We start from the raw sequence: 24,970 nt of genomic DNA, 5'->3' as shown, positions 1-24,970 counted from the left end.
ATACGTCCCGCCGGTACGCCAGCAATGCTTCGGCTTCGATCAACGGTCATCCAAGGTGGTGGGGAAGCGCGGTGGGCGGGTTCAGCGTGAACCATACGGCCTTGCCGGTGACGCCCGCGTCCTTGTCGGTGTAGTCGTGCACGCCCCAGGTGTCGGAACACGACTCGACGAGCGTGAGCCCGCGCCCGCTCTCGTCCTCGGCGGCGGCCGCCCCCGGCTGCGGCAGTCCGCACCCGGAGTCCCACACGGTGACCCGGAAGTCGGACGGCGACGGCTCCCAGTCCATGCTGACGTACGCGTCGGTGGTGGTGTTCCGGTACGCGTTGGTGACCAGCTCCGACACGAGCAGTTCGGCCGTGTCGACGATGCAGTCGAGCCGCGCCGCCCTGAGGATGTGACGGATGGTGGCCCGTACGACGCCCACGGCGCGTGGGTCGTGGGGGATGAACAGGCCGTAGGACCAGGGCTCTTCGGGCGTGCGCATGGGGCAGCCTCCAGGTGAGTGCCTTCTGTGACTGGCGCCATACGTAAGGTAGCGGCTGCGGGGTTACAACTACAACCTGTGGCCTGAGGTGTGATAGCGGAGTGGACGCATCCAGGCACGGTACGCAACACTCGCCTCCCGGAGAGGGGAGTTCACATGGGGCTGAGAGCGAATCCCACCTACCGGCAGCGCCGGTTCGGCGCGGAAGTGCGCAAGCTGCGCGAGCGAGCTGGGCTGACCGTCGGGGAGGCCGCGCGCCTGATGGAGATGCACAGTCCGCATCTGAGTAACGTCGAGGCGGGGCGCACGAGCCTGTCGGCCGAACGGCTCGACATGCTCGCGCACGAAGTGGAGGGTACAACTGCAACCTTCTTGGCCGCCCTGCAGACGATGGGGCAGGAGTCCGGACGCGGTTGGTGGAGTGACTACCGCAAGGTGCTCGGGGCGTCTCACGTGGACCTCGCAGAGCAGGAGTCCGGGGCTCAGGCCCTGTGCAATTACGAGCTGCTGTTCATTCCCGGACTCCTCCAGACCCGGGAATACGCTACGGCGGTCCACGGCAGCGGCTTCTCGGAAGCCGTACGCGAAGTGCAGGACCGGGCGATCGAGTTCAGGCTGCGGCGCCAATTGGTTCTGTCGGGCGAGCGGCCTCCCCGCTTTCACGCCATCGTCCACGAGGCGGCACTGCGTGTCCTCTATGGAGGCCGCACGGTGATGCGCGATCAGCTACTGCGGCTCATCCAGGCATCGCGGCTGCCGAACGTCACCATCCAGATCGTGCCCATCGACAACGAGGGAAGCGCGGCCTTCAGCCACCCCTTCATGGTGATCGAACCGAGCGTGGTGGAGTTGAGTACAGTGCTCGTGGACCAGTTCGGCGGATCGGAGTTCCTTGACGATCTGGACGCGGTCACCGACTATCGGCAATCCTTCCAACGGCTGAGCGAGCTGGCCTTGCCGTCCATCGATGCCGAAGCCGCCCCGGAGGCCCGGACCGGGAAAGATTCGCTCGGACTCCTCCAGCACATCCTGTACCCCCTGCTCTAGGAGAAGGCCCGAATGTCTCCCCTTCAGTGGCGCAAGTCCAGCTTCAGCACCGGCGATGCGGCCAACTGCGTGGAACTCGCCGCCGATTCCACCGGCCGCCCCCACCTCCGCGAGAGCGACGACCCGGAGGTCGTCATATCCACGACTCCCGCCGCGCTCCGCGCGTTCCTGCGGGCCGCGAGGGCGGGGACACTGGACCGCCCTTCCGAAAGTGCTTGATCTGGCGCAACTAATTCGTCAAACGTTTTCCGGACGGGTACCCCACCCCCGGCAATCCGGAGTCGGCCCGGCGGTCCGGCGACGGCCTCGACCCCCGGGCACGGGCGCCGCCACCAGCGCTCACCCCCCGAGGCCGGCGCCCGGCGACGGCGCCCCGCCCCCCACCCCCCGACCCATGCTCAATTGCGCCGAAGGCGCGAGACGGCGCCGCGCCGCGCCTCATAGGGTCGTGGCGTGACTGCCGTGCTGGACATCATGCGCTGACCTCCGCGCGCTCCTCCGCGAAGTGGCACGCCGACGCATGAGCAGCCGGGCCCGACAGTCCCGGCGGGACCGTCAGCGTCGGCACTTCCACCGCGCAGCGCTCCTGCGCCTTCCAGCAGCGGGTGCGGAAGCGGCAGCCGGAGGGCGGGGTGGCGGGGGAGGGGACGTCGCCCGTCAGCAGGATGCGGGTCGGGCGGGCGCGCGGCTCCGGGTCCGGGACCGGGACGGCCGACAGCAGGGCCTGGGTGTACGGGTGGGTGGGGTGGTCGTAGATCTCTCGGCCGGTGCCCGTCTCGGCGAAGCGGCCCAGGTACATCACGGCGACCCGGTCGGAGATGTGGCGGACGACCGACAGGTCGTGGGCGATGAAGATGTAGGAGAGGTTGAACTCGTCCTGTAGAGCCTCCATCAGGTTGACCACCTGGGCCTGGACGGAGACGTCCAGCGCCGAGACCGGTTCGTCCGCGACGATGATCTCCGGTCGTAGCGCCAGGCCCCGGGCGATGCCGATGCGCTGGCGCTGGCCGCCGGAGAACTGGTGGGGGTAGCGGTTGATGTGCTCGGGGTTCAACCCCACGACGTCCAGGAGGTCCTGGACCGCCTGCCGCCGGTTGCCCTTCGGGGCCGCCTCGGGGTGGATCTCGAACGGCTCCCCGATGATGTCGCCCACCGTCATCCGCGGGTTGAGCGAGGTGTACGGGTCTTGGAAGACCATCTGGATGTTGCGACGTACGGCGCGCAGCGCGCGGCCCGACAGCCGGGCGATGTCCTCGCCCCGGTAGTGGATCGTCCCGGCGGTCGGCCGCTCCAGACTGACCAGCAGCTTGGCGACGGTGGACTTGCCGCAGCCGGACTCGCCGACGATGCCCAGGGTCTCCCCGCGCCGCAGGGCGAAGGAGACCGTGTCGACCGCCCGGACCGCGCCGATCCGCCGCTTCACCAGCACCCCCCGCGTCAGCGGATAGTGCTTGGCCAGGTCGCGGACCTCCAGGACCGGCCCATCCGGCTCGGGCATGTGCTCAGGCATGCAGCTCCTCCTTCCAGAAGTGGCAGGCGCTGGTCCGTCCGTCGGCCCCGGCGTCCTCCGTCACCTCGTACAGCGGCGGCCGTTCGACGCGGCAGACCTCCTGGGCGCGCGGGCAGCGGGGGTGGAAGGGGCAGCCGGGCGGCAGGGCGAGCGGACTGGGCGGCGCGCCCTTGATCGCGTAGAGCCGCTCGCCCTGATGGTCCACGCGCGGCACGGAGTCCAGCAGCCCGCGGGTGTAGGGGTGGGCCGGGCGGCGGTAGAGGTCGCGTACCGGCGCGGTCTCCACGATCCTCCCCGCGTACATCACGGCGATGGTGTCGGCCACGTCCGCGACCACGCCCAGGTCATGGGTGATGAGGACGAGCCCCATCGCGTACTCCCGGCGCAGCTCCGCGAGCAGGTCCATGACCTGGGCCTGGACGGTGACGTCCAGCGCGGTCGTCGGCTCGTCGGCGATGATCAGGTCCGGCTCCAGCGCCATCGCCATGGCGATCATGATGCGCTGGCGCATCCCGCCGGAGAACTGATGCGGATAGTCCCCGGCCCGCTGCGCCGCCGCCGGGATGCGCACCCGGTCCATCAGCTCGACCGCCCGCCGCCGGGCGTCCTTGCGGGACATCCCGCGGTGCACCTCGTACATCTCGGCGAGCTGGGCGCCCACGGGAAGCACCGGGTTGAGGGCGGAGAGCGCGTCCTGGAAGATCATCGCCATCGCGGCGCCCCGGATCCGGCGGCGCTCCTCCGCGCCCATCGTCAGCAGGTCCCGGCCCTGGAAGAGGACCTGCCCGCCGGTGATCCGGCCGGGCGGGGAGTCGAGGATGCCCATGATCGCGTGGGCGGTCACGGACTTGCCGGACCCCGATTCGCCGAGCACGGCCAGCGTCCGACCGGCGTCGACGGCGTACGAGACACCGCCGACGGCCTCGGCGATCCCGTCCCGGGTGCGGAATTCCACGCGCAGGTCGCGTACGTCCAGCAGGCGGGCCGTCATGGCTGGCGCAGCCATGGCTAGCGCAACTTGGGGTCGAGGGCGTCGCGCACCGCGTCGCCGAGCATGATGAACGCGAGGACCGTGAGGGACAGCGCCCCGGCCGGCCACAGCAGCATGTGCGGGGCGTTGCGGATCTGGGTCGCGGCCGAGGAGATGTCGATCCCCCAGGAGACGGTGGGCGGTTTGAGCCCCACGCCGAGGAACGACAGCGTGGCCTCCAGCGAGATGTAGGTGCCCAGCGCGATGGTCGCGACGACGATCACGGGGGCCACGGCGTTGGGCGCGATATGGCGCAGCAGCGTCCGCCCGCTGCTCGCGCCGAGCACCCGCGCCGCCTGGACGTAGTCGTGCTCCTTGACGGTCACCACCGAGCCGCGCGCGATCCGGGAGATCTGCGGCCAGCCCAGCAGCACGATGAAGCCCACCACCGGCCAGACCGAGCCGCTGGTGACCACCGACAGGAAGACCAGCCCGCCCAGCAGGATCGGGATGCCGAAGAAGACATCGGCGATCCGCGAGAGCAGCGCGTCCCACCAGCCGCCGAAGTACCCGGCGAGCCCGCCCAGGATGCTGCCCAGCAGCGCCGCGCCGAGGGTGGCGCAGATGCCGACGGTGATGGACGCGCGGGCGCCGTAGACCGTGCGGGTGTAGACATCGCGGCCCTGGAGGTCGTAGCCGAAGGGGTGGCCGGGGGCCGGGCCGTCCTGTGCCTTGGCGAGGTCGCCGTGGTACGGGTTTCCGCTCGCGATCAGCTGCGGCCAGATCGCGATCACGACGAGAAAGAGGATGATCAGCGCGGAGACGATGAAGATCGGATTGCGGCGCAGATCGTGCCAGGCGTCGGTCCACAGCCCCCGCCCGGTGGGCGCGGCCGGTCCGCCGGAGCGGCGGCCGGGCTCCCCGCGCCAGGGGTGCGGGAGGCGCCAGGGGCCGCGCCGTGGCCCGCCCTTCAGGCTCTGTGGGCCGGAGGCGGCGGGCTGCATCGGACCGCCGCCGCCCCCGCCGGCCGGTGCGATCGCCTCGGTCATGTCGTAGCGCGTGTCAAAGGGCTCAGGGAAGGGCTCAGGCATACCGGATCCTCGGGTCGAGCACGGCGTAGAGGAGGTCGACGAGCAGATTGGCGAGCAGGAAGACGATCACCAGGATGGTCACGAAGCCGACGACGGTCGGCGAGTTCTGGCGCAGGATGCCCTGGTAGAGCTGGTAGCCCACACCGTGGATGTTGAAGATCCGCTCGGTGACGATGGCCCCGCCCATGAGCGCGCCGATGTCCGTGCCGATGAAGGTCACCACCGGGATCAGCGAGTTGCGCAGCAGATGGCGGGTGACGATCCGGTGGCGCGGCAGCCCCTTGGCCACGGCGGTGCGGACGTAGTCGGCGCGGGCGTTCTCCACGACGGAGGTACGGGTGAGACGGCTGGTGTACGCGAGCGACACCAGCCCCAGCACCACCCCGGGCAGCAGCAGCTCGTCCAGCGGCGCCTCCGGCGAGACCGACGGCCTGGTCCAGCCCCAGCTCACGCCGAACAGATACTGCAGCACCGTGCCGCTGACGAAGGTCGGGACCGAGACCACGACCAGGGTGAGCAGCAGCACCGAGGTGTCAAGGCCCCGGCCCCGGCGCAGCCCGCTGAGGACGCCGAGGGTGACCCCCAGCGCCATCTCGAAGGCGACCGCCACGAGGGTGAGCCGGAGAGTGACCGGGAAAGCGCTTGCCATCAGCTCGGTCACCGGCTGCCCGTTGAAGGCCGTACCGAAGTGCCCGCTGAAGATCTGCCCCATGTAGTGCGCGTACTGCCGCCACAGCGGTTCGTCCAGGTAGAGGTCCTTACGGATCCGGGCGGCGGTGGCGGGGTCGGGCGCCTTGTCGCCGAAGAGCGCGGCCACCGGGTCGCCGAGCGCGTACACCATGAAGAAGATCAGGAACGTGGAGCCGATGAAGACCGGGATCATCTGCAGCAGCCGCCGCAGCGTATAGCGGCCCATGGCTCAGCCGACCCTGATCTGTGAGTAGACCGGCACGCTGAACTGATTGAGCGCCACCTCGCTGAGCCGCTGCGAATAGCCCGCGCTGCCGTTCTGGTACCACAGCGGAATGGCGGGCATCTGCTCGGCGAGGATCTTCTCCGCGGCCCGGAAACCGGCGATGGCCCGGCCGTCGGCGGAGGCCGCGTTGGCCTGGTTGACCAGCCGGTCGAAGCCGGTGTCGCTGAAGTGGCCGTCGTTGGAGGAGGCGCCGGTGTAGTACAGCGGCTGGAGGAAGTTCTGGATCAGCGGATAGTCCATCTGCCAGCCGGCCCGGAACGGCCCGGTCATCTTCTTCCCCGCCATCTTGTTGCGGTAGTCGGCGAAGGTGCCGACCGGTTTGCCGACACAGGCCCGGTCGCTCCGCAGCACGGTGTTGACGCTGTTGCAGACCGCGTCCACCCAGTCCTTGTGGGAGCCGGTGTCGGCGTTGTACGTGATCGTCATCCGGCCGCCGGGCAGCCCGCCGCCCGCCTTGATCAGCTTGCGCGCCCGGACCGGGTCGTAGCGGCAGGCGTCCCCACACAGACCCGGCTGATAGCCGCCCTGGCGGCGCAGCACCGGCGAGGTCCAGTCGGTCGCGGGGGTGCGGGTGCCCTGGAAGATCCGCTCGGTGATCTGCGCGCGGTTGATCGCCATCGAGATGCCCCGGCGGACCTTGGCCCTGGCCGGGCCGCTCCAGGCGCGGTCGTACATCGGGAAGGTGAGGGTCTGGATGATCCCGGCGGGCTGGTTGATGTAGCGGTTGCCGAGATCGGAGCGGACGAACTTCAGCTGCTGAGCCGGGACATCGTCGACCAGATCGAGATTGCCCGCCTGGAGATCGGTGTAGGCGGTGTTGCTATCGGTGTAGACGCGTAGGTCGACGCCTTTGTTACGGGCCTTGTCCGGGCCGGGGTAGCCGTCCCAGGCCCGCAGCTTCATCACCGAGCCCTTGGCGTACGACCGCACCTGGTACGGGCCGTTGCCGATGGGCTTCCGCAGCCAGGCGGCGTGGTCCTCGAAGAACGCCCGGGGCAGCGGCACATAGGCGTTGTAGCCGAGCGTCTTGGGCCAGGTGGAGAACTTCTGGGTGAGCCGGACGGTGAAGGTCCGGTCGTTCCTGACCCGCAGCCCGGAGAGGGTCTTGGCGGTGGGGGCGCCGCCGGAGGCGGGGTGGACCTTGTCATAGCCCTCGATGTACTCGAAGAAGTAGGCGTTGCGCTGTTTGTGGTCGATCCGGGCGCCGTAGTTCCAGGCGTTCACGAAGGACGCGGCGGTGACCTTCTCCCCGTTGGCGAACCGCCAGCCCTTCTTGAGGGTGATGGTGTAGTTCCGCTGGTCGGAGCTCTCGATCCGCTCGGCGAGCGCGTTCTCGGCCTCGCCGGTCCTCGGGTCGTAGCGCTTGAGCCCCCGGAAGATCATGTCGAGGACCTTGCCGCCCTGGACGTCATTGGTGTTGGCGGGCTCCAGCGGATTGGGGGGATCGCCCCAGGACGAGCGGACGACCCCGGCGTCGGCGCCGCCGTCCCCGCCGCCGCAGGCCGTGAGGGTGGTGGCGGTGGTCGCGGCCGTCACGATCAGGACGACGGCGCGCAGGGGATGCCGGGCCCGCACGGAATGCCGGGCGCGCAGGGGATGCCGGGCGCGCAGGGACGGCCGGGCATGCGGGGACGGCCGGGCATGCGGGGGATACGGGGTTCCGCGACGCATGGCGCCTCCCGACGATCCGGTCCAAGATCGGCCTTATGGGGCATCCGGCGGATCCTTCCCCGAAACTGGGGTTCCGCCCTGACCCGGGGGCCAGGGGCGGAGTCCCTGCCACGCGGCGGAGCCGCACATGCATGCTGCGGGAAGGGGCGGGGAGGGGGAGCAGCCCGCCGTAGGCGGCAAGATCCGTCGGACACCACCTAGGCCCATCTGACATCCGCCGCGGCGGCGGCGCACGTCGATGACCGCTGTCCGGGGTGGCGAGGCCGGAGGCGAGGGAGATTTGGTGAAGCGCGAGCCGAGCGGTACGTCCCGCGCTCGGCAAGCGCTTTCTCGAACACTTTCCCGTATCAACGGGCTCTCCTTCAAGCCCTGTTACCGAAGATTTCATCGCTTCACCCCAGCCTCGGGCGACGCCGACGCCGACGCCGCACAACACTTCCCCTGTCGTACGCGACGGACGAACTGCCGCCCGCGCCGGGCGTCGCGGACACTCCCCGTCCGCGACCGCGCTTACCGTGCGGCCCATGGAGATCCGTCCCTTCCGCATCGCCGTCCCCGAAGCCGACCTCGACGATCTGCGCCGACGCCTGGAACGCACCCGCTGGCCGGAGCGGCTTCCGGGCGCCGGCTGGTCCGACGGGGCGTCGCTCGACCACGTCCGCGAGCTGGCCGCGTACTGGGCCACCGAGTTCGACTGGCGGGCGCGAGAGGCGCGGCTGAACGCGTTCCCGCAGTTCACGACCGAGATCGACGGGCAGCGGGTGCACTTCCTCCAGGCCCGCTCGCCCGAGCCGGATGCCCTGCCGCTGCTGATCACCCATGGCTGGCCGGGTTCGGTCGCGGAGTTCACCGAGGTCATCGGCCCGCTGACCGATCCGCGCGGACACGGCGGCGACCCGGCCGACGCCTTCCACGTCGTGATCCCGTCCCTCCCCGGTTTCGCCTTCTCCGCCCCGCCGCGCGAGCCCGGCTGGGGCATCCGCCGCATCGCCACCGCGTGGACGGAGCTGATGCGGCGCCTGGGGTACGAGCGCTACGGCACGCAGGGCGGCGACTTCGGCTCGCTGATCTCCCCCGAGGTGGCCCGGGTGGCGCCGTCCCGGGTCGTCGGCGTCCACCTCAACGCCCTGGTGACCGCCGGGTCGGCCGACCCGGCCGGACTGGAGGACCCGACCCCGGCGGAGCGCTCACGCCTCGCCGGGCTCGAACGCTGGCGCCGCGAGCTGTCCGGCTACGCCGCCATCCAGAGCACCCGCCCCCAGACCCTGTCCTACGGCCTGGCCGACTCGCCCGTAGGTCAGCTGGCCTGGAACGCCGACTGGTTCGCCGCCCACGGCGACAAGCCCGATGCCCTGGACCGCGACGCCGTCCTGACGAACGTCTCCCTGTACTGGTTCACCAACACGGCGGGCCCGTCGGCCCGCCTCTACAAGGAGGCCGCCTCGGCCTGGGGTGCACCGCCCGAGCGCTCCGGGGTCCCCACCGGCGTCGCGGTCTTCGCGGGCGACACCGCGATCCGCCGCCTCGCCGAGCCGTCGCACGCGATCACCCACTGGTCGGAGTTCGGGGCGGGCGGCCACTTCGCGGCGATGGAGGTCCCGGAGCTGCTGGTGGGCGACGTACGGACGTTCTTCCGCGACCTGCGCTGACTTGCCTTCGCTGATCAGGGCGCGACCGGCCCTGAGGAACGTCATTTCGTCAAGATCGCGCTCGCGACAACGTCGAAGAGGTGATCGGCGCGTGGCGCGAGCGAGGGCTGGTCGCCGAGCCACGCGAGCGCCGCGATCAGCGCGAACAGATCGGTGCCATCGATGTCCGTCCGTGCCATGCCCGCGTCCTGGGCACGGGTGAGCAGCCGCGTGCCGGCCGCGCGGAGGGTGACGCACGAAGCGTGGAGCGCGGATTCGGTGTCCTCGATGGCGGCCGCCATCAGCACGGTCACACCCCGGTACTCGGTGGTCCACGCCACGCAGTCGCGCAGCCACGAAACGAGAGCGTCTTCGGGTGAGCTCGACGTCTCAAGCTCGCCCGCCTTTGCCGTCAGCTCCTCGAAGCTCGTGTGGAGCAGGGCCTCGAGCAGCGCCTCGCGCGTCGGGAAGTGGCGGAGCAGCGTCGCGAGCCCCACACCGGCCTTGCGTGCGATATCGCGCAGCGACGCGTCGACGCCCTGCTCGGCGATGACGGTGCCCGCGACGGCGAGCAGGTGGTCACGGTTCTTCCTGGCGTCGGCCCGCATCTGCCCCTCTTGACTATCCGGCTTGACTATCCGGATCAGTGGTCCATATATTCGGATCAGTGGTTCGGATATGTGGACCACTGATCCGATCAGCGTATCCCGCGTCGCGGGCAGGAGAAAATGATGTCGACACGCACGATGAGGGCGATCCGGCTGCACGACTTCGGCGGCCCCGAGGTGCTGCGTTATGAGGAGGTGCCGGTCCCCGAACCGGGGCCGGGTGAGGTGCTCGTCCGCGTGCACGCGGTCGGCATCAACCCTCCCGACTGGTACGTGCGCGAGGGAATGCCCAACGTGCCTCCCGAGCTCAAGCCCCCGTTCCATCTCCCGCTGATTCCGGGGACCGACGTCTCGGGCGTCGTGGCAGCCGTCGCCGCCGACGTCAGCGGCTTCGCGGCCGGAGACGAGGTGATCGGGCTGCTGCGCTTCCCCACCGCGCTCCAGGGCAGCGCGTACGCCGAGTACGTCACCGCCCCGGCGTCCGACTTCGCCCGCAAGCCGGCCGCCGTCGACCACGTGCACGCCGCCGGTCTGCCCATGTCGGGGCTGACGGCGTGGCAGTTCCTGATCGAACTCGGGCACGACCATCCCTCGCCGTTCCAGGAGGCCCGGCACCGCCCGATGGCACTCGGCAGCGGGACCACGGTGCTCATCAACGGCGCCGCCGGTGGCGTGGGGCACCTCGCCCTCCAGCTGGCCAAGTGGAAGGGGGCCCGCGTCATCGCCGTGGCCTCCGGCGCCCACGAGACGTTCCTGCGCGAGCTCGGCGCCGACGCGTTCATCGACTACACCAAGGAACGGCCCGAGGAGGTCGCCCGTGACGTCGATCTCGTCCTGGACACCGTTGGGGGTCCCCACAGCAGGCGCTTCCTGCGCACCGTCAAGCGCGGCGGGTCCCTGTACCCGGTGTACTTCGGCGAGTTCGACGACGAGGAGAACGCGAAGCTGGGCGTCACGGTCACCGGCACCCAGGTCCGCTCGAACGGCGCGCAACTCGCCGAACTGGGACTCCTGCTCGACGCGGGCACGGTTCGCGTCGCGGTGGACAGCACGTTCCCGCTCGCGGACGCCCGAGCGGCGCACGAGCGCGCCTCCCGGGGACATATCCAAGGCAAGATCGTGCTCACGGCCGCCTAGGAACGAGCCGTTCGCACGCGCGCGGCGAAGGCCGACGCCATCGCTCCTCGGGAGGGGTCCCGGGCGGTCCCGCGGATGATGGGCCGCCCGTAGCCGAGGTAAAGCAAGGAAGTGCCGCCATGACCCCCGTGCAAGTCGACTGGCTGTCCATCGTGCTCGGCCCCCTCGCCCTCATCGCGCTGGCGGTCGCCTTCTCCGCCCAGCGTTCGGCGGTCAAGCGGGGCGAATCCATGCCCGGCTGGGGCAAGGCCGTACAGGGCGTGGGGATCGCCTTCGTGCTGTTCGTGGCCCTGTCCAACATGATGTGGGGTACGTGAGGTGGTGGCAGCCGGCCGTCAGACCTGCTGAGCGATCGCACCAGGCGCGCCTGCCGCGCCCCCGCGTCATGGACGACAGGACGCCTGCCGCGATCGCCCTGCCTCGATCTTGGCCGGGGTCACCAGGGGCGCGGGATCACCTCGACGCCGACCGGCTGGAGGGCGAGGGCCGGGCGGGGGTGGACGCGGTCCGGGGTGGTCAGCTCCAGCCGGAAGCGGCGCCAGATGTCGGCCACCAGGTGGACGGTCTCGGTGGTGGCCACGGCGGCTCCCACGCAGACGCGGGGGCCGAGCCCGAACGGGAAGTACGAGCCGCGCGGCACCGAGGAGGGGCCGCCGCCCAGCCAGCGCTCGGGGCGGAACGCCTCGGCCTCCTCCCAGAAGCGCGGATCGCGGTGGGCCACCCACTGGCTGACGGTGACGGTGGTCCCGGCGGGGATGAGATAGCCGCCGAAGTCGAGGTCCTCCCGCGCGTCCCGGCTGGTCAGCCAGACCGGAGAGTAGAGGCGCAGCGCCTCGCGGACGACGGCGTGGGTGTAGGGCAGGGCCTCCATCCGGGGGAGCCCGGCGGGGGTGGTGGCGAAGGCGGCCTCGGCCTCGGCCCGCACCCGCTCGGCGATCCGGGGGTGCCGGGCCAGCAGGAAGCTCGTCCAGACCACCGCGTCATTGGTGGTCTCGAAGCCCGCCATGATCAAGGTGGCCAGCTCGTCCCGCAGTTCCTCCGGGGAGGGGGCGGGGGAGCCGTGGACGAGGGCGTGCAACACGGGGGCGCGCTCCGGGTCGTGCGCGGCGGGGGAGGCGGCCAGGGCGCGCAGGGTGCGGTCGATGCGGGCCATCGAGCGGCGGATGCGCAGCTTGCGCGGGGTCGGCACCCACTCGGGCAGCAGGACCGGCGAGGTCGACAGGTCCATGATGGGCGCCACCAGCCGGGCCACTTCGGCGGTGTCCCGATCGCTGAACTCGTCCCCGAACATCAGCTGGGTGACCAGTCGCAGGGTCACCACCGCGATGTCGTCCTGGAGCGTACGGGCCTGGCCGGGGAGCCAGGTGCGCAGCAGCTTCTCGCCCTGGGCGTCGACGATTTCGGCCGCCTTGGTGGACAGTGACCGCCCGAACGCCGGTTGCAGCCGGTGCCGTTTGGCCTTCCACCGGTCGCCGTCGCTGTTCATGGTGGAGTGCGGGAAGCCCTGCCGCCGCGAGCCGCGCCGGGTGTCCGCGCTGGCCTTGGAGAACAGGGAGTCCCGGTCGACCAGCATCTTCTCCACGTCGGCGGGGTCGGTCAGCAGCACGTTGTTCTCTCCGAGCCGGACCACGTCGCCGTAGCGGCGCGAACAGTCGGTCAGGAAGCCCAGCGGATCGGAGGAGAAGGCGTGCAGATTGCCGAGGTACTTGTCCCCGGAGGGGCCCGGCAGGTCGGTGCGGTACGGAGCGGCGGTCATGGACGTCCCCTCGGATCGTGGCCGAACGGCGGTGGCCGCGGCATTGCCGCCGCGGCCACCGCCTGCGCTCACCCGCGCCGGTTTAGTAGTACGAGTAAGGCAGCGTGAGACGGTCCTTACGAGTGAGCCGGGCGAAGAGCGCTCCGGTGAGGATCAGCTTGCGCATGGCGAACACCTCCCTCTCGTTGGGGGTCGGACACAGTGGGGTCACTGTGCCGACATGCGCTAGACAGTAAATATTCGTCGCACAACTATCAAGAGTTGACAATTTTCATCAGAAGGTAGTGGATCGCTTAATTCCTTTTACTCCGTGGGTTATGCACGTTTGCCAGTTATCGAAAGGCGTTTCCTGGTGCGGATTCGCTTATGATCGCGACGTGTCGCGGAACGACCTTCAGCGCATCATCGACTTCCGGATCTCCTTCGCCCGCCGACAGGCCGGTGAGGTGCGGGAGGTGCCGGGCGGTTTCCTGGTGCTGCACCGGGAGTACGCACGCTCCCATGAGCACAATCAGCTCCACATCACCGGGCCCGCCGACCCCGAGGGGCTGCCCGAGCTCGCCGATGAGGTCATGGCCTTCCTGCCGCACCGCCGGATCACGGTCCATGACGAGGCCCTGGGCCTGCTCTGTGTGCCGGCGCTCGAACGGGCCGGATACGCCCATGTCACCGAGGTGCTGATGGTCCACACCGGGCCGGCGCCGGAGGCCGGGGCGGCCGATGTGGTGGAGCGGGAGCTGGGGCCGGATCCGCACGGGCTGCTGCGGCGGGCGGTGACGGCGCAGCAGTGGCGGTGGATGCCGGACGCGGACGAGAAGACCGTGCACGACCTCGTGGAGCGGCGCACCGCCCGGCGGGCCGGGGCCGAGGAGGTGCTCTTCCTCGCCGCCCACGACGACAGCGGCGAGATCGCCTCCTGGGCCGATCTCTATCTGGAGCCCGCCGCCGGGATCGCCCAGATCGAGGAGGTGGCGACCGCCGAGCCGTATCTGCGCCGCGGCTTCGCCGACGCCGTCCTGGCCGACGCGCTGCGCCGCGCGGCCGCCGCCGGGTGCGCGCTGCGGTTCCTCGTCGCCGACCAGGACGACTGGCCGCTGCGCTGGTACGGCCGCCGCGGGTTCACCGCCGTCGGCCGCGCGCACGCCTTCTCGCGGTTCTGACGGCGAACTCGCGTGCTGACGGCGGACTCGCGGTTCTGACGGCGGACTCGCGGTACTGACAGCGGACTCGCGGTTCTGATACCGGAAGGCCGGTCCGTCACGGCTCCTTGTGCGGCAGGGCCTCCGACTCCGCCGCGATCAGCGCCGGGTCCAGCACCACGTCCTCCTCGCGGGCCTCGAGCGTCGGGTCCTCGGGGAAGTGGCAGGCGGACAGGTGGCCCTCGCGGTTGCCGTCCAGGCGGATGAGCGGCGGCTCCTCCCGCGCGCACTTGTCCTGGGCCTTCCAGCAGCGGGTGCGGAAGCGGCAGCCGGAGGGCGGGTTGATGGGGGAGGGGACGTCCCCGGCGAGCCGGATGCGCTCACGGCGGGTGGTCTCCACGGCGTCCGGGCCGTCCGGGCCGTCCGGGGCGTCCTCGGCCATCACCACCGTCGCGTCCGGCACCGCGGACAGCAGGGCGTGGGTGTACGGGTGGCGGGGGCGGCGGTAGATGGAGTCGCGGTCGCCCACCTCGACCACCTTGCCCAGGTACATCACGGCGACGCGCTGCGAGAAGTGGCGTACGACGGCGAGGTCATGGGCGATGAACAGGAAGGCGATGCCCAGCTCCCGCTGGAGCTTCTGGAGCAGATTGACGACCTGCGCCTGGATGGAGACGTCCAGCGCCGAGACCGGCTCGTCGGCGACGATCAGCTTGGGCTCCAGGGCGAGCGCGCGGGCCACCCCGATGCGCTGGCGCTGGCCGCCGGAGAACTCGTGCGGGAAGCGGTTGTAGTGCTCGGGGTTGAGGCCCACGATCTCCAGCAGTTCGCGCACCCGGGCCTCGCGGCCGCCCGGCGGATCGATGCCGTTGATCTCCATGGGGCCGGAGATGATGGTGCCGACGGTCTGCCGGGGGTTCAGCGAGGAGTACGGATCCTGGAAGATCATCTGGATCTCGGAGCGGATCGGGGCGAGCTCCTTGCGCCCCGCGTGGGTGATGTCCCGGCCCCGGTAGGTGATCGTGCCGCTGGTGGGTTCCAGCAGCCGGGTCAGCAGCCGGCCCGTGGTGGACTTGCCGCAGCCGGACTCGCCGACCAGCCCGAAGCTCTCCCCGGCGTGCACGGTCAGATCGACCCCGTCCACCGCCTGCACGGCCCCGACCTTCCGCTTGAACGGAAAGCCGCCCATGATCGGGAAGTGTTTGGTCAGCTTCTCGGTGACCAGGAGGGGTTCGGGTGTGCCCGACTCGATGCTCATGCGTCAGCGCTCCTAAGCCCTGGTCCCTAGCCCAGCCGGGGCTTGATCTGCTCGGTGAAGAGGGTCTGTTTCCGCTCGGCGCTCAGATGGCAGGCGGCGCCGCGGCCGTCCGGCAGCGACGGCCGCTCGGTGGCACAGCGGTCGCCCGCCACCTGGTCGGTGTAGCGGCACCGCGGGTGGAACGGGCAGCCCGGCGGCGGGCTGAGCAGGCTCGGCGGGGAGCCGGGGATGGGGCTCAGCGGCTCGTCCACGGCGGAGGTCAGCCGCGGCATGGAGCCCAGCAGCCCCCAGGTGTACGGGTGCTGGGGCGCCCGCAGCACCTCGCGGACCGTACCGCGCTCCACGGCCCGGCCCGCGTACATCACCAGCAGGTCGTCGGCGGTGTTGGCCACCACGCCCAGGTCATGGGTGATGAGGATGATCGCGGAGCCGAACTCCTGCTGGAGGTCCTTCAGCAGATCGAGGATCTGGGCCTGGACGGTGACGTCGAGGGCGGTGGTCGGCTCGTCGGCGATCAGCAGATCGGGGTCGCAGACCAGCGACATCGCGATCATCGCGCGCTGCCGCATCCCGCCGGAGAACTGGTGCGGATAGTCGTCCACCCGCAGCCGCGGGTTGGGGATGCCGACCTTCTGAAGCATCTCGATCGCCCGGGAGCGGGCCTCGCTCTTGGAGGCGCCGGTGTGCTTGCGGTACGGCTCGGCGATCTGCCGGCCCACCGTGTAGTACGGCGACAAGGCGGTCAGCGGGTCCTGGAAGATCATCGCCATGGTGTTGCCGCGCAGCCGCTCCAGGGTGCGCTCGGGCGCGCCGGTCAGCTCCTGTCCGTCCAGCAGGATCTCGCCGCTGACGGTGGTGGTGCGCGGATCGTGCAGGCCCAGCACGGTGAGGTTGGTGACGGACTTCCCGGAGCCGGACTCGCCCACGATGCCGAGCGTCCGGCCGCGCTCGAGGTCGAAGGAGAGGCCGTCCACGGCCTTGACGATCCCGTCCTCGGTGGAGAACCGGACGTACAGGTCGCGTACGGACAGGAAGGCGCCGTCGCCGGGGGCCGGTGGCGGCGTCGCGCCGTCGTCGGGCTTGGTGAGTGTGGTCATCTCGGCAGCTCCGGGTCAGTCAGGCGAGGCGCACGCGCGGGTCGATGAAGGCGTAGGCGGCGTCGACCAGGATGTTGAACACCACGATGGCCGCGGAGCTGACCAGCATCACGCCCATCAGCATCGGCAGATCGGTGAGCTGGACGGACTCCACCGCCAGCCGCCCGATGCCGTGCAGGGTGAAGGTGTACTCGGTGACCATGGCCCCGCCGAGGAGTGATCCGAGGTCGATGCCGAAGATGGTGACGATGGGGGCGATGGCGCCGCGCCAGGCGTAGCGGAAGAAGACCGTACGGCTGGAGAGCCCCTTGGCCCGCGCCGTGCGGACGTGGTCCTCCTGCAGCTGCTCGACCATCTGGGAGCGGGTCATCCGGCTGTAGTTGGCCATGAAGATCAGCGAGAGCACCACCCAGGGCAGCAGCATCCCGCTGAACCACTTCGCCGGATTCTCGGTGAAGGGGTAGTAGGCGGGCTGGTCCATGATCCCCAGCCCGCTGACGAACCAGGCCAGGGCGAGCACCCCGACGAAGTAGATCTGCATCGAGGCGCCGAGCAGCGACAGCGAGCTGAAGACCTTGTCGATCCAGGTGCCGCGCCGCCAGGCCGCGATCATGCCGATGCCGATCCCGCAGACCAGGAACACGGCGGCGCCGCCGACGGCGAGCGAGAGGGTGGTCGGGAAGCGGTCGACGATGGTGCTCCAGACCGGCTCCTGGCTGACGAAGGAGTAGCCGAAACAGGGCGCGTCGCAGTGCCCCACGGCGAAGTCCCGCCCGGCGACGATCCCCACCATGAACTTCCAGTACTGGACCGGCACCGGCTGGTCCAGGCCCAGATTCTTGTTGATCATGGCGAGCGAGGTGGGATCGCAGTTCTTGCCGCAGGCGAGCCGGGCCGGTTCGGCGGGCAGGGCGAAGAAGAGGAAGAACGTGATCGCGCTGATCAGGATCAGGATCACGATCGCGCCGAGGGACCGGCGGGCGAGGAATCTCAACATGACGTCGGTGATCTTCCGCTAGGGGCGGGTTCCGGCCGCGTCCGCCGGGGCGGACGCGGCCGGGTTCTGCGCTGCCTGGGTGCGGCCGCGGCTACTTGACGAAGACGGCCGTCGGGTCCACGGCGCCGTAGACCGAGTTGAACTTCACTCCGCCGAGCCCCGAGCCCCAGAGGGTGAACAGCCGGTTGTAGAAGGTCGGGACGGCGGGGACGTCATCGGTGAGGATCTTCTCGCTGAGCTTGATCCACTCCGAGGTGGCCCGGCTCAGATCGCTGACCTTGGTCACCTTGCTGATCTCGTCGTTGACCGACGGGACGTTGAGGTGCGAGTAGTTCGCGGAGTCGTCGTAGACGTTCTCGCCGCCGTACACCGGCGGGACCACGGTCGAGGCGGACGGCCAGTCGGCACCCCACGAGGACCGGTACAGGTCGTACTTGTTCTTGACCTTTCCGATCTGGGTGTAATACGTCGACTGGTCGATCTCCTTCTTCTGCACCTTGAACCCGGCCCGCTCCAGGGCCTGCTCGACGACCACCGAGGCGTCCTGGTGGGTGTCGCCGTTGCCGTAGGCGTAGACGAGCTCGTAGTTCTCCTTGCCCGCCTCCTTCAGCAGTTCCCTGGCCTTCTTGGCGTTGCCGCCGGGGTACTTCTTCTTCTGGAACGGGTCGAACGAGGGGTCGTAGCCCTTGAGCGTGGGGCCGACCAGTCCGCCGCCGATCTCACCGGCCTTCGGACCGCCGAACTGCTGGAGGTACTGACCGCTGGGGAAGGCCCAGGCGATCGCCTCGCGCACCTTCTTGTCCTTGACCCGATCGGTGTTGATCGAAACGACATCCACATAGGGCTGCGTTTTGGTCAGTGACCGGGACATCGCCTCCTTGTCCTTGAGGACCGTGGAGATCTGCGACGGGTCGACCGCGTTGGTCCACGTCATCCCGTTCCGGTCGGCGCCCTTGTCCGCCTGGAGCCGGCGGGTGGAGTCCACCCACTGGTGGCCGAAGGAGACGTCGAACTTGTCGACGTACTGATGGCGTATCGAGTCGGTCTTCGGGTCCCACTGGTCGTTCTTGACGAACTGGATGCCCTTGCCCGGCTTGAAGTTCTGGATCTTGTACGGACCGGAGGCCAGCGGGGCCTTGTCGTACTTCTCCTTGGTGTCCTTGCCCGGCGGCACCGCGCCGATGTTGGGCATGGCGACCGCGAACGGCACCTCGGCGCGCGGCTGGTCGAAGTGGAAGACGATGGTCTTGTCGTCCGGGGTGTCCAGCACCGACTTGGGCAGGTGCTTGCCCTTGTAGGGGCCGTCCGGAAGCGCCTTGCGGTACTTCTGGCCCTCCCCGGAGAGCCACTGCTGGAGATAGGTCGGTCCGTTCGTCTGATACGGCGCGTAGAGCCGCTCGATGGCGTGCCGGACGTCCTTGGAGGTGATGGGCGAGCCGTCCTCGAACTTCAGCCCGTCCTTGAGGGTGTACGTCCAGGTGCGGCCGCCGTCGGAGGACTTGCCGGTGTCGGTGGCGAGGTCGCCGACCAGCTTGGCCTTGCCCGTCTTGTCGTCGAACTGGTAGTTCGTCAGCGTCCGGTTGTAGAGCGTCTGCATGATCAGCTCGTCGCTGACGTAGATCTGCCCCGGGTCCAGGTGCTCGAAGGCGTCCCGCTGGAGCACCGTGACGGTGCCGCCCTTCTTGGCGCCCGGCAGGTCCTTGGCCGGCCCGGTGGAGTCGGCGGCGGTGCCCAGGGTGATGTCCTGGGACTCCATCTTGGGCTCGTTCGAATCCTTGGGGTTCGAGCCGCCTCCACCGCTGCTGCACCCCGCGAGCGCCAGGGCCCCCGCGGCCAGGGCGACGGCGTAGGTACGGGCTCTGCGGCTTCTCTTCGACTGTTCTTCGATCTTCACGTTGCCACTGCACCTGCCTCATCGGACGGAAGACTTGCCGTTCACTGCCTTGGGCCACGCCGGCCCCCCCCGGTCACCGCGTGGTCTTCGGGTCCATCGCGTCCCGGACCGAGTCCCCGAGCAGGTTGAAGGCGACCACGAAGACCACCATGGCGATGCCGGGGAAGAACATGTAGGTGATGTCGCCCTCGTAGAAGTTCGCGCCCTTGGCGAACATCCGGCCCCAGTCGGGGGTCGGCTCCACCACGCCGACGCCGAGGAAGGACAGCGCCGCCTCCGTCGTCACGAAGTTCGGCAGCATCAGCGTGGACTGCACCAGGATCGGCGTGACGAGGTTGGGCAGCAGCTCCTTGCGGACGATGCGCCACGGCGAGGCGCCGGTCACCCTGGCCGCCTCGACGAACTCACGCTCCCTCAGGGAGAGCACCTGGCCGCGCAGCAGCCGGGCCAGCTGCATCCAGCCCAGCAGCCACAACACCATCACCAGGGCCGTGACCCGGAAATAGGTGGGCGTCTCCTTCTGCGGGCTGACGAACAGCGCGGTGACCACCGGCATGAAGGCGACGAAGAACAGCTGCTGCGGAAAGGACAGCAGCAGATCGATGAGGCGGCCGAGGAAGTAGTCGGTGCGGCCGCCCATATAGCCCGCCACGACACCGATCACGATGCCGGTGAGCGTGGACAGCACGGTCGCGGCCAGCCCGATCAGCAGTGAGGTGCGAATGCCGTAGACGAGCTGGGTCAGCACGTCGCGGCCCAGCTTGGGCTCGACGCCGAACCAGAACTCGCCGTCGATGCCCCCGTTGGGCTTCATCGGATAGCCGGTGAGGGGGTCCAGCAGCTCGGGCCGGTCCAGGCCGTAGGTGGTGTACGGATCCTTGCCGTACAGCCAGGCGATCACCGGCGCCAGTACGGCGACGGCGAAGAAGAAGGCCACCACGCACGCGGAGATCACACCGGTGCGGTCGCGTCTGAAGCGCCGCCACATCAGCTGGCGGGGCGCCAGACCGGCCGGCGCCTCGCCCTCCGGGCCGCCCGGTGCGGTCTTCTCGACCACGCCGGTCTGGGATGGACTCGTCATCGCGTAGCGTCCCCCCGCACTGGTGTCACACCGTCAACTCGCGTTGTCTATGCGCGTCATGTCGCCGCCCGCTCGCCAGGGTGGTGCATGCGTGTCGGGTTGAGCGGACTTTCGCAATCGGAGAACGGCCCAGTCAAGGGGCCGGGGAGGGTGGATGTGCCGCTCATTCGAGTCTTGAGCGAAGATTTGGCAGATCGAGGTCCGGGCGTGCTTGACAGAGATCCCCCGTGGGGGACAAAGCGTGAACTATGGACAGGAAACGCGTTAACACACAGGCAACTCTCCTGTCGCAACACCGATATACGGACGCGTCAAGCTGAACTGCGTACGGCCGTGCGGGTGCCGTGGACCGGCCGGGGCGCGCCTTGCCGCCCCGGCCGGTCGCACCCCTTCGGGGGCTCGACCGGTCGGATCTCCCCGCGGTCTCCGGACGGTCACGATCCGCATTTTTCTTCCACGATGCGTATTTTTCTTCGGCTCGCGACGGTTGCCCGGGGTGCGAGGCGGGGGAGACCTACGGCTATGGGGCAGGGACGGATACTCAACAGCGGAGCGCGCGTCTTCGGGGCGCTCGTCTGCGCGGTGCTCGGGCTGATCTCGCTGGGATGGATCATCCACGACCTGGACAAGGCCGATGAGGCGAACCATCTGTGGTGGACCTGGGCGGGGCTGCCGTTCCGGGCCACCGGAGGGATCTTCGGCTCCTCCCTGCTCGACCTCGTGCTGTTGCTGGTCTACGCGGTCGTCGGGATCACCGCCCTGCGCTCACCGGCCGCCGCGGGCGCGCTCGGCGCGGTCGCGGTGGCGACCGTCGCGGTGCGCCTGCCCAGCCTGTGGAACCTGAACTCCGACTGGCTCCAGGGCATCCCCGGCGATCTGAAGACCCGGGCGAATGCCAGCGCCTGGGTGCAGGTGGTGCTCGCGGGGCTGCTGCTGGCCGTCGTGGCCGCCGCACGCCGCCCCGCCGACCTCGCCGCCGCGCCCGGGCAGCCGGTCTCGCCCACCGACCGGCCGCCGGGCCGCCCCTCGCCCGGGGCGGCGGTCGTCGGCGCGCTGTTCCTGGGCGCCGTCGGGGCCGTCATCGCCGCCTGGCAGATCTACTGGGCCCAGGAGCGCGGCTGGGAGATCTACAAGTACCTGCTCACCGGCAAGCACACGCTGCCCACCCTGCTCTCGGCACCGGGTGCCTGGGTCGCGTGGGCGGCGGTGGCGCTGTGCCTGGCCGGAGCGGCCGCCGCGCTCGCGCGCGCACCGCTGGCGCGCCCGCTGGGGATGGTGGCGGCGGCCCTGGTCACGGCCACGGGGATCAGCGAGGCGTCGCTCTACATCAAGCTCGACTACGTGGACCACCTCAGCGATCTGCCGACGGTGGGCGTGCTCAGCGTGCTCACCGGCTTCTTCGAGGCGATCGCGGGGCTGATCGCCCTGATCGCGCTGGCGCGGCCCGGCGTGGAGGAGGGCGCCGCGGGCACCGGGGGCCTCGGGGGCGCCCCGGCGTACGGCGGCGGCTATGGCGGCTACGACGGGGGCTACGACGCCCAGGGGCCCGGGGGCTACGACGCCCAGGGGCCCGGGGGCTACGGGGACGGCTCCGGGGCAGGGGGCTACGGCGGCGGTTATGGCGGCGGCTATGGCAGCGGCGGTTATGCCCCGCCGCCGCCCGCCACTCCGCCGCTGGTGCCCCCACCGCCCGGGACCCCGCCCACCGCGCCCCCGCCCCCGTCCGCACCTCCGCCGCCACCGGGCTGGTGACGGCGGCCGGGCACGGCTCCGGGAGGGGAAGTCGACTGCGGTGCGAGAGGCGCCCCGCAGGGGCGCGGGGCCGTGTCGATGTGCGGCTCCGCCGCGTGGGACCAGCCACGACGCAGCCGCAGCCGCAGCCGATCGACGGCAGGTCAGGGCACTCCCAGTGGAACGCCTACCGCAGTTCGAGGGCCCGCTTGAGGAAGTCCACCTGGAGCAGGAGCAGATTCTCCGCGACCTGCTCCTGCGGGGTCATATGGGTCACCCCGGACAGCGGCAGCACCTCATGCGGACGGCCCGCGGCCAGCAGCGCCGAGGAGAGCCGCAGGGTGTGCGCGGCCACCACGTTGTCGTCCGCCAGACCGTGAATGATCATCATCGGCCGGGCCGTGTCGGCCGCGCCGGACAGCCCCTCGTCGGTCATCAGCGCGTTGGCGGCGTAGACCTCGGGCTGTTCGTCCGGCAGGCCCAGGTACCGCTCGGTGTAGTGGGTGTCGTACAGCCGCCAGTCCGTGACCGGGGCGCCCACCACGCCCGCGTGGAAGACATCGGGGCGGCGCAGCACCGCCAGCGCGGCCAGATAGCCGCCGTAGGACCAGCCGCGGATGGCCACCCGGCCGAGGTCCAGCGGATAGCGCTCGGCGAGCGCCGTGACCGCCTCGACCTGGTCCTCCAGCGTGACCGCGGCCAGGTCGTCGCGCACCGCCTTCTCCCAGGCGGGGGAGCGGCCGGGGGTGCCGCGGCCGTCCGCGACGACCACCGCGAAGCCCTGGTCGGCGAACCACTGCGAGGTGAGGTGGGCGTTGTGCGAGGCGACCACCCGCTGGCCGTGCGGGCCGCCGTAGGGGTCCATCAGGACCGGTAGCGGTCCGTCGCCCTCCTGGTAGCCGCTGGGCAGCAGCACGGCGCAGGGGATGTCCCGCTTGCCCGCGAAGACGAGCTGGGGGCGGGCGGTGATGACGGGCCGCTCCGCGTACGCGTCGAGTTCGGCGAGGCGCTCGGCCGCGCCGTGGTCGGCGGGCCGGAGGATCTCCACGCTCACCCCGGGCCGCTCAAGGCCCGTGTACGACAGCGCGATCACCTCACCGCCGCGCACGGCGGAGTGGACCGCCGGGAAGGGCCGCTTGCCGACCGGCTCCCAGCCGCCCTGGTCGCCGCTGCCCCGGAACCAGGCGCGGTGGACGGCGATCTCGCCGGGCTGCTCGGGCAGCGGCGCACCGGCCCCGGGGGAGGCGGAGAACAGCACGTCGTCCGTGCCGATGCCGAGGACCGCGCGCACCTGGAGGGCGCTGGAGGTCAGTTTGCGGTCGCCGACCATCAGGACCCGGGCGCCGCCTTCGTCCGCGATGCGGACGAGTCGTCCATCTTCGGTCCAGGCCGGCACTCCGGGGAACAGATCCAGCCAAACCGCGTCCTCGTCCACATGGACCGTGCTGGTCCGACCGGTGCCGGTGTCCACGGCCAGGTAGAGCTGGCTGCGCTGGTCCCTGGCCTGGACCAGAAGCAGCGGCGGACCGTAGGCCGACCAGTGCACCCGCGCGAGGTACGGATAGCGCTCCCGGTCCCACTCGATCTCCGTACGGGAGCCGTCCAGACCGAGCAGAACCAGCCGCACCTCGGCGTTGGCGGTGCCCGCAGCGGGATAGGCCACCTCCGCGGGCTCCCGGCCGGGGTGGGCGGGGTCGGCGATCCACCAGCGCCGTACCGGGGACTCGTCGACCCGGGCGGCCAGCAGGGCGTCGCTCCGCGGCGACCACCAGAAGCCGCGTGAGCGGTCCATCTCCTCGGCCGCGATGAACTCCGCGAGGCCGTAGGTGACGGAGTCCCCCTCCGGCTCGGCGAGCGCCCGGTCCCCCTCGCCGTCCGCGCCCGTGACCCGCAGCGCCCCGCCCGCCGCGTAGGCGATGTGGCGGCCGTCGGGCGAGGGGCGCGGGTCCACGACCGGACCGGGGACGCGCAGCTCGCGGGTGGTGCCCGTGGGCAGCTCCGTGGTGAACAGCCGCCCGGAGAGGGCGAAGGCGGCCCGCTCGACCGCGGCGTCCACCGCGTAGCCGACCACCCCGGCCGACCCCTCGCGGCTGCGCTCGCGCCGGGCCCGCTCCTCGGGGGACAGCTCCTCGTCGGCGCCGCCGAGCAGCTCGGCCGGGTCGGCGGCGGGGTACTCGCGCCGCTCGGTGAGGTCGTACACCCACAGCAGGCCGGTCCGGTCGGTGCCCGAGCGGGAGCGCAGGAAGACGACGCGTGAATCGTCCGGGGCCACGGCGAGGGCCCGTGGTGTCCCGAGGGTGAAACGTTGGGTGCGCGCGTGCTGCCGAGGGAACGAGAGCTGTCCGGTCATAGGGGGAGCGTACGGCTGTCGGATCACCGTGAGGGAGGGTACGGATCGGTAGGCCGGGTGGGCGTTGCCCCTGGCACGGTCCGGCCGGGGCGGTGCCGGCGCCAAGCGGCCCCGGGCGATGGCGAGATGGCGCATAACCAACGAGAAGTCGCCCCGGAGACCGGGAAGTTCGTGCGATCAGGCATGCGCCCCTGTCATGCTCCCGTGCACCGAGTCGTGTGCGCAGCGCCATAGTTATGATCGATTGCGCATAGTGGGTAGCCCCCCTGTGGCATCAATATGTTGTCCGTCCGAGTGCGTGTACCTGGAGGTGAGCCGCTGTGGCGCTCTCGATCTCGATGTCAGTGCTGCTGCTGATCATCGTCTTCATGCTCGTGAACAAGGCAGGACTGAAGGCGGTTCATGCGATCGTCTGTGTCCTCCTCGGCTTCTACCTGGCCAGTTCCTCGGTCGCTCCGACGATCGACGACCTCACCACCAATGTGGCGGACATGATCGGCGGCGTGAAGATCTGACCCCGAGCGGGGCCGGGGCGTGCGACCCAT

At 70.4% G+C, this 24,970-nt stretch carries 23 protein-coding genes; 8 read left to right on the top strand and 15 right to left on the bottom strand.

Translation table 11 applies throughout. From position 1 onward, the window contains the following. Positions 1 to 46: 46 nt before the first annotated feature. Positions 47 to 484 (bottom strand): ATP-binding protein, encoded by a 438-nt coding sequence (locus tag IEJ02_RS28160; RefSeq protein ID WP_191067396.1) that lies wholly within the window; start codon positions 482 to 484, stop codon positions 47 to 49. A gap of 156 nt (positions 485 to 640) precedes the next feature. Here IEJ02_RS28160 and IEJ02_RS28155 point away from each other — a divergent pair, with 156 nt between their 5' ends. Next, positions 641 to 1,531, top strand: a complete 891-nt coding sequence (locus tag IEJ02_RS28155; RefSeq protein ID WP_191067395.1) for a helix-turn-helix domain-containing protein — start codon at positions 641 to 643, stop codon at positions 1,529 to 1,531. A gap of 12 nt (positions 1,532 to 1,543) precedes the next feature. Next, on the top strand, positions 1,544 to 1,750 hold the full coding sequence (locus tag IEJ02_RS28150) for a DUF397 domain-containing protein (protein WP_191067394.1): 207 nt from the start codon (positions 1,544 to 1,546) through the stop codon (positions 1,748 to 1,750). Between the two features lie 253 nt (positions 1,751 to 2,003). On the opposite strand, the gene IEJ02_RS28145 is transcribed toward IEJ02_RS28150, so the two are convergent. Genes IEJ02_RS28145 through IEJ02_RS28125 form a run of 5 tightly spaced genes read right to left on the bottom strand, consistent with a single transcriptional unit; the run spans position 2,004 to position 7,749 of the window. Further along, on the bottom strand, positions 2,004 to 3,029 hold the full coding sequence (locus tag IEJ02_RS28145) for an ABC transporter ATP-binding protein (protein WP_191067433.1): 1,026 nt from the start codon (positions 3,027 to 3,029) through the stop codon (positions 2,004 to 2,006). A 4-nt stretch (positions 3,030 to 3,033) separates the two neighbouring features. Continuing rightward, the gene (locus IEJ02_RS28140; RefSeq protein ID WP_223864531.1) at positions 3,034 to 4,047 is read right to left on the bottom strand and encodes an ABC transporter ATP-binding protein; all 1,014 of its coding nucleotides are present in this window, start codon (positions 4,045 to 4,047) and stop codon (positions 3,034 to 3,036) included. Positions 4,048 to 4,049: 2 nt separating this feature from the next. Continuing rightward, positions 4,050 to 5,102 (bottom strand): ABC transporter permease, encoded by a 1,053-nt coding sequence (locus IEJ02_RS28135; RefSeq protein WP_191067393.1) that lies wholly within the window; start codon positions 5,100 to 5,102, stop codon positions 4,050 to 4,052. Further along, positions 5,095 to 6,018 (bottom strand): ABC transporter permease, encoded by a 924-nt coding sequence (locus IEJ02_RS28130; protein ID WP_137979392.1) that lies wholly within the window; start codon positions 6,016 to 6,018, stop codon positions 5,095 to 5,097. Before IEJ02_RS28130 ends, IEJ02_RS28135 begins: the two co-directional genes overlap by 8 nt. Positions 6,019 to 6,021: 3 nt before the next feature. Further along, a complete protein-coding gene (locus tag IEJ02_RS28125) occupies positions 6,022 to 7,749 on the bottom strand; it encodes a peptide ABC transporter substrate-binding protein (RefSeq protein WP_223864530.1) in 1,728 nt (575 codons plus the stop codon). 524 nt (positions 7,750 to 8,273) lie between these two features. Here IEJ02_RS28125 and IEJ02_RS28120 point away from each other — a divergent pair. Continuing rightward, positions 8,274 to 9,398 carry an epoxide hydrolase family protein gene (locus IEJ02_RS28120; protein ID WP_191067392.1) on the top strand — a complete coding sequence of 375 codons (1,125 nt, stop codon included), beginning with the start codon at positions 8,274 to 8,276 and terminating at the stop codon, positions 9,396 to 9,398. 41 nt (positions 9,399 to 9,439) lie between these two features. On the opposite strand, the gene IEJ02_RS28115 is transcribed toward IEJ02_RS28120, so the two are convergent. Continuing rightward, positions 9,440 to 9,985, bottom strand: a complete 546-nt coding sequence (locus IEJ02_RS28115) for a TetR/AcrR family transcriptional regulator (RefSeq protein WP_191067391.1) — start codon at positions 9,983 to 9,985, stop codon at positions 9,440 to 9,442. 123 nt (positions 9,986 to 10,108) lie between these two features. Between IEJ02_RS28115 and IEJ02_RS28110 the strand changes: the two genes are divergently transcribed. Both IEJ02_RS28110 and IEJ02_RS28105 read left to right on the top strand, forming a co-directional pair. After that, complete coding sequence (locus tag IEJ02_RS28110; protein ID WP_191067390.1) at positions 10,109 to 11,122, top strand: NADP-dependent oxidoreductase; 1,014 nt, start codon at positions 10,109 to 10,111, stop codon at positions 11,120 to 11,122. A gap of 119 nt (positions 11,123 to 11,241) precedes the next feature. Beyond that, on the top strand, positions 11,242 to 11,439 hold the full coding sequence (locus IEJ02_RS28105; RefSeq protein WP_191067389.1) for a hypothetical protein: 198 nt from the start codon (positions 11,242 to 11,244) through the stop codon (positions 11,437 to 11,439). Between the two features lie 119 nt (positions 11,440 to 11,558). Here the strand turns inward: IEJ02_RS28105 and IEJ02_RS28100 are convergent, their stop codons facing one another. Continuing rightward, positions 11,559 to 12,878 (bottom strand): cytochrome P450, encoded by a 1,320-nt coding sequence (locus IEJ02_RS28100; RefSeq protein WP_191067388.1) that lies wholly within the window; start codon positions 12,876 to 12,878, stop codon positions 11,559 to 11,561. Between the two features lie 82 nt (positions 12,879 to 12,960). Further along, complete coding sequence (locus IEJ02_RS48920) at positions 12,961 to 13,044, bottom strand: cittilin family RiPP precursor (RefSeq protein ID WP_223864545.1); 84 nt, start codon at positions 13,042 to 13,044, stop codon at positions 12,961 to 12,963. A 211-nt stretch (positions 13,045 to 13,255) separates the two neighbouring features. On the opposite strand from IEJ02_RS48920, the gene IEJ02_RS28095 reads away from it, so the two are divergent. Continuing rightward, the gene (locus IEJ02_RS28095) at positions 13,256 to 14,038 is read left to right on the top strand and encodes a GNAT family N-acetyltransferase (protein WP_191067387.1); all 783 of its coding nucleotides are present in this window, start codon (positions 13,256 to 13,258) and stop codon (positions 14,036 to 14,038) included. Between the two features lie 97 nt (positions 14,039 to 14,135). Here the strand turns inward: IEJ02_RS28095 and IEJ02_RS28090 are convergent, their stop codons facing one another. From IEJ02_RS28090 to IEJ02_RS28070, 5 genes are all read right to left on the bottom strand, one after another. Then, positions 14,136 to 15,275 (bottom strand): ABC transporter ATP-binding protein, encoded by a 1,140-nt coding sequence (locus IEJ02_RS28090; RefSeq protein WP_191067386.1) that lies wholly within the window; start codon positions 15,273 to 15,275, stop codon positions 14,136 to 14,138. A 26-nt stretch (positions 15,276 to 15,301) separates the two neighbouring features. Beyond that, positions 15,302 to 16,372 carry an ABC transporter ATP-binding protein gene (locus IEJ02_RS28085; RefSeq protein ID WP_137979396.1) on the bottom strand — a complete coding sequence of 357 codons (1,071 nt, stop codon included), beginning with the start codon at positions 16,370 to 16,372 and terminating at the stop codon, positions 15,302 to 15,304. Positions 16,373 to 16,391: 19 nt separating this feature from the next. Further along, the gene (locus IEJ02_RS28080) at positions 16,392 to 17,369 is read right to left on the bottom strand and encodes an ABC transporter permease (RefSeq protein WP_191067385.1); all 978 of its coding nucleotides are present in this window, start codon (positions 17,367 to 17,369) and stop codon (positions 16,392 to 16,394) included. Positions 17,370 to 17,460: 91 nt separating this feature from the next. After that, the gene (locus IEJ02_RS28075; protein ID WP_317985937.1) at positions 17,461 to 19,263 is read right to left on the bottom strand and encodes an ABC transporter substrate-binding protein; all 1,803 of its coding nucleotides are present in this window, start codon (positions 19,261 to 19,263) and stop codon (positions 17,461 to 17,463) included. A 73-nt stretch (positions 19,264 to 19,336) separates the two neighbouring features. Beyond that, positions 19,337 to 20,344: an ABC transporter permease gene (locus IEJ02_RS28070; RefSeq protein WP_137979398.1), complete on the bottom strand. Its 1,008-nt coding sequence runs from the start codon at positions 20,342 to 20,344 to the stop codon at positions 19,337 to 19,339. A 522-nt stretch (positions 20,345 to 20,866) separates the two neighbouring features. Here IEJ02_RS28070 and IEJ02_RS28065 point away from each other — a divergent pair. Beyond that, positions 20,867 to 22,096, top strand: a complete 1,230-nt coding sequence (locus tag IEJ02_RS28065) for a hypothetical protein (RefSeq protein WP_191067384.1) — start codon at positions 20,867 to 20,869, stop codon at positions 22,094 to 22,096. Positions 22,097 to 22,262: 166 nt separating this feature from the next. On the opposite strand, the gene IEJ02_RS28060 is transcribed toward IEJ02_RS28065, so the two are convergent. Beyond that, positions 22,263 to 24,425: a S9 family peptidase gene (locus IEJ02_RS28060; RefSeq protein WP_191067383.1), complete on the bottom strand. Its 2,163-nt coding sequence runs from the start codon at positions 24,423 to 24,425 to the stop codon at positions 22,263 to 22,265. A gap of 320 nt (positions 24,426 to 24,745) precedes the next feature. Between IEJ02_RS28060 and IEJ02_RS28055 the strand changes: the two genes are divergently transcribed. Next, positions 24,746 to 24,940: a hypothetical protein gene (locus IEJ02_RS28055; protein WP_037952186.1), complete on the top strand. Its 195-nt coding sequence runs from the start codon at positions 24,746 to 24,748 to the stop codon at positions 24,938 to 24,940. Positions 24,941 to 24,970 lie beyond the last annotated feature (30 nt).

Origin of the sequence: Streptomyces sp. 5-10 (genome assembly GCF_014712245.1) — a bacterium.
GTDB lineage: Bacteria > Actinomycetota > Actinomycetes > Streptomycetales > Streptomycetaceae > Streptomyces > Streptomyces violaceusniger.
Note: the sequence above shows the minus strand (reverse complement) of the source record. Positions and strands in the feature narration are given on the sequence as shown.

Coding starts and splice junctions, on each gene's coding strand:
- IEJ02_RS28160 (WP_191067396.1), bottom strand. CDS start 484: ATGCGCACGCCCGAAGAGCCCTGGTCCTACGGCCTGTTCATCCCCCAC.
- IEJ02_RS28155 (WP_191067395.1), top strand. CDS start 641: ATGGGGCTGAGAGCGAATCCCACCTACCGGCAGCGCCGGTTCGGCGCG.
- IEJ02_RS28150 (WP_191067394.1), top strand. CDS start 1,544: ATGTCTCCCCTTCAGTGGCGCAAGTCCAGCTTCAGCACCGGCGATGCG.
- IEJ02_RS28145 (WP_191067433.1), bottom strand. CDS start 3,029: ATGCCCGAGCCGGATGGGCCGGTCCTGGAGGTCCGCGACCTGGCCAAG.
- IEJ02_RS28140 (WP_223864531.1), bottom strand. CDS start 4,047: ATGGCTGCGCCAGCCATGACGGCCCGCCTGCTGGACGTACGCGACCTG.
- IEJ02_RS28135 (WP_191067393.1), bottom strand. CDS start 5,102: ATGCCTGAGCCCTTCCCTGAGCCCTTTGACACGCGCTACGACATGACC.
- IEJ02_RS28130 (WP_137979392.1), bottom strand. CDS start 6,018: ATGGGCCGCTATACGCTGCGGCGGCTGCTGCAGATGATCCCGGTCTTC.
- IEJ02_RS28125 (WP_223864530.1), bottom strand. CDS start 7,749: ATGCGTCGCGGAACCCCGTATCCCCCGCATGCCCGGCCGTCCCCGCAT.
- IEJ02_RS28120 (WP_191067392.1), top strand. CDS start 8,274: ATGGAGATCCGTCCCTTCCGCATCGCCGTCCCCGAAGCCGACCTCGAC.
- IEJ02_RS28115 (WP_191067391.1), bottom strand. CDS start 9,985: ATGCGGGCCGACGCCAGGAAGAACCGTGACCACCTGCTCGCCGTCGCG.
- IEJ02_RS28110 (WP_191067390.1), top strand. CDS start 10,109: ATGTCGACACGCACGATGAGGGCGATCCGGCTGCACGACTTCGGCGGC.
- IEJ02_RS28105 (WP_191067389.1), top strand. CDS start 11,242: ATGACCCCCGTGCAAGTCGACTGGCTGTCCATCGTGCTCGGCCCCCTC.
- IEJ02_RS28100 (WP_191067388.1), bottom strand. CDS start 12,878: ATGACCGCCGCTCCGTACCGCACCGACCTGCCGGGCCCCTCCGGGGAC.
- IEJ02_RS48920 (WP_223864545.1), bottom strand. CDS start 13,044: ATGCGCAAGCTGATCCTCACCGGAGCGCTCTTCGCCCGGCTCACTCGT.
- IEJ02_RS28090 (WP_191067386.1), bottom strand. CDS start 15,275: ATGAGCATCGAGTCGGGCACACCCGAACCCCTCCTGGTCACCGAGAAG.
- IEJ02_RS28085 (WP_137979396.1), bottom strand. CDS start 16,372: ATGACCACACTCACCAAGCCCGACGACGGCGCGACGCCGCCACCGGCC.
- IEJ02_RS28080 (WP_191067385.1), bottom strand. CDS start 17,369: ATGTTGAGATTCCTCGCCCGCCGGTCCCTCGGCGCGATCGTGATCCTG.
- IEJ02_RS28070 (WP_137979398.1), bottom strand. CDS start 20,344: ATGACGAGTCCATCCCAGACCGGCGTGGTCGAGAAGACCGCACCGGGC.
- IEJ02_RS28065 (WP_191067384.1), top strand. CDS start 20,867: ATGGGGCAGGGACGGATACTCAACAGCGGAGCGCGCGTCTTCGGGGCG.
- IEJ02_RS28060 (WP_191067383.1), bottom strand. CDS start 24,425: ATGACCGGACAGCTCTCGTTCCCTCGGCAGCACGCGCGCACCCAACGT.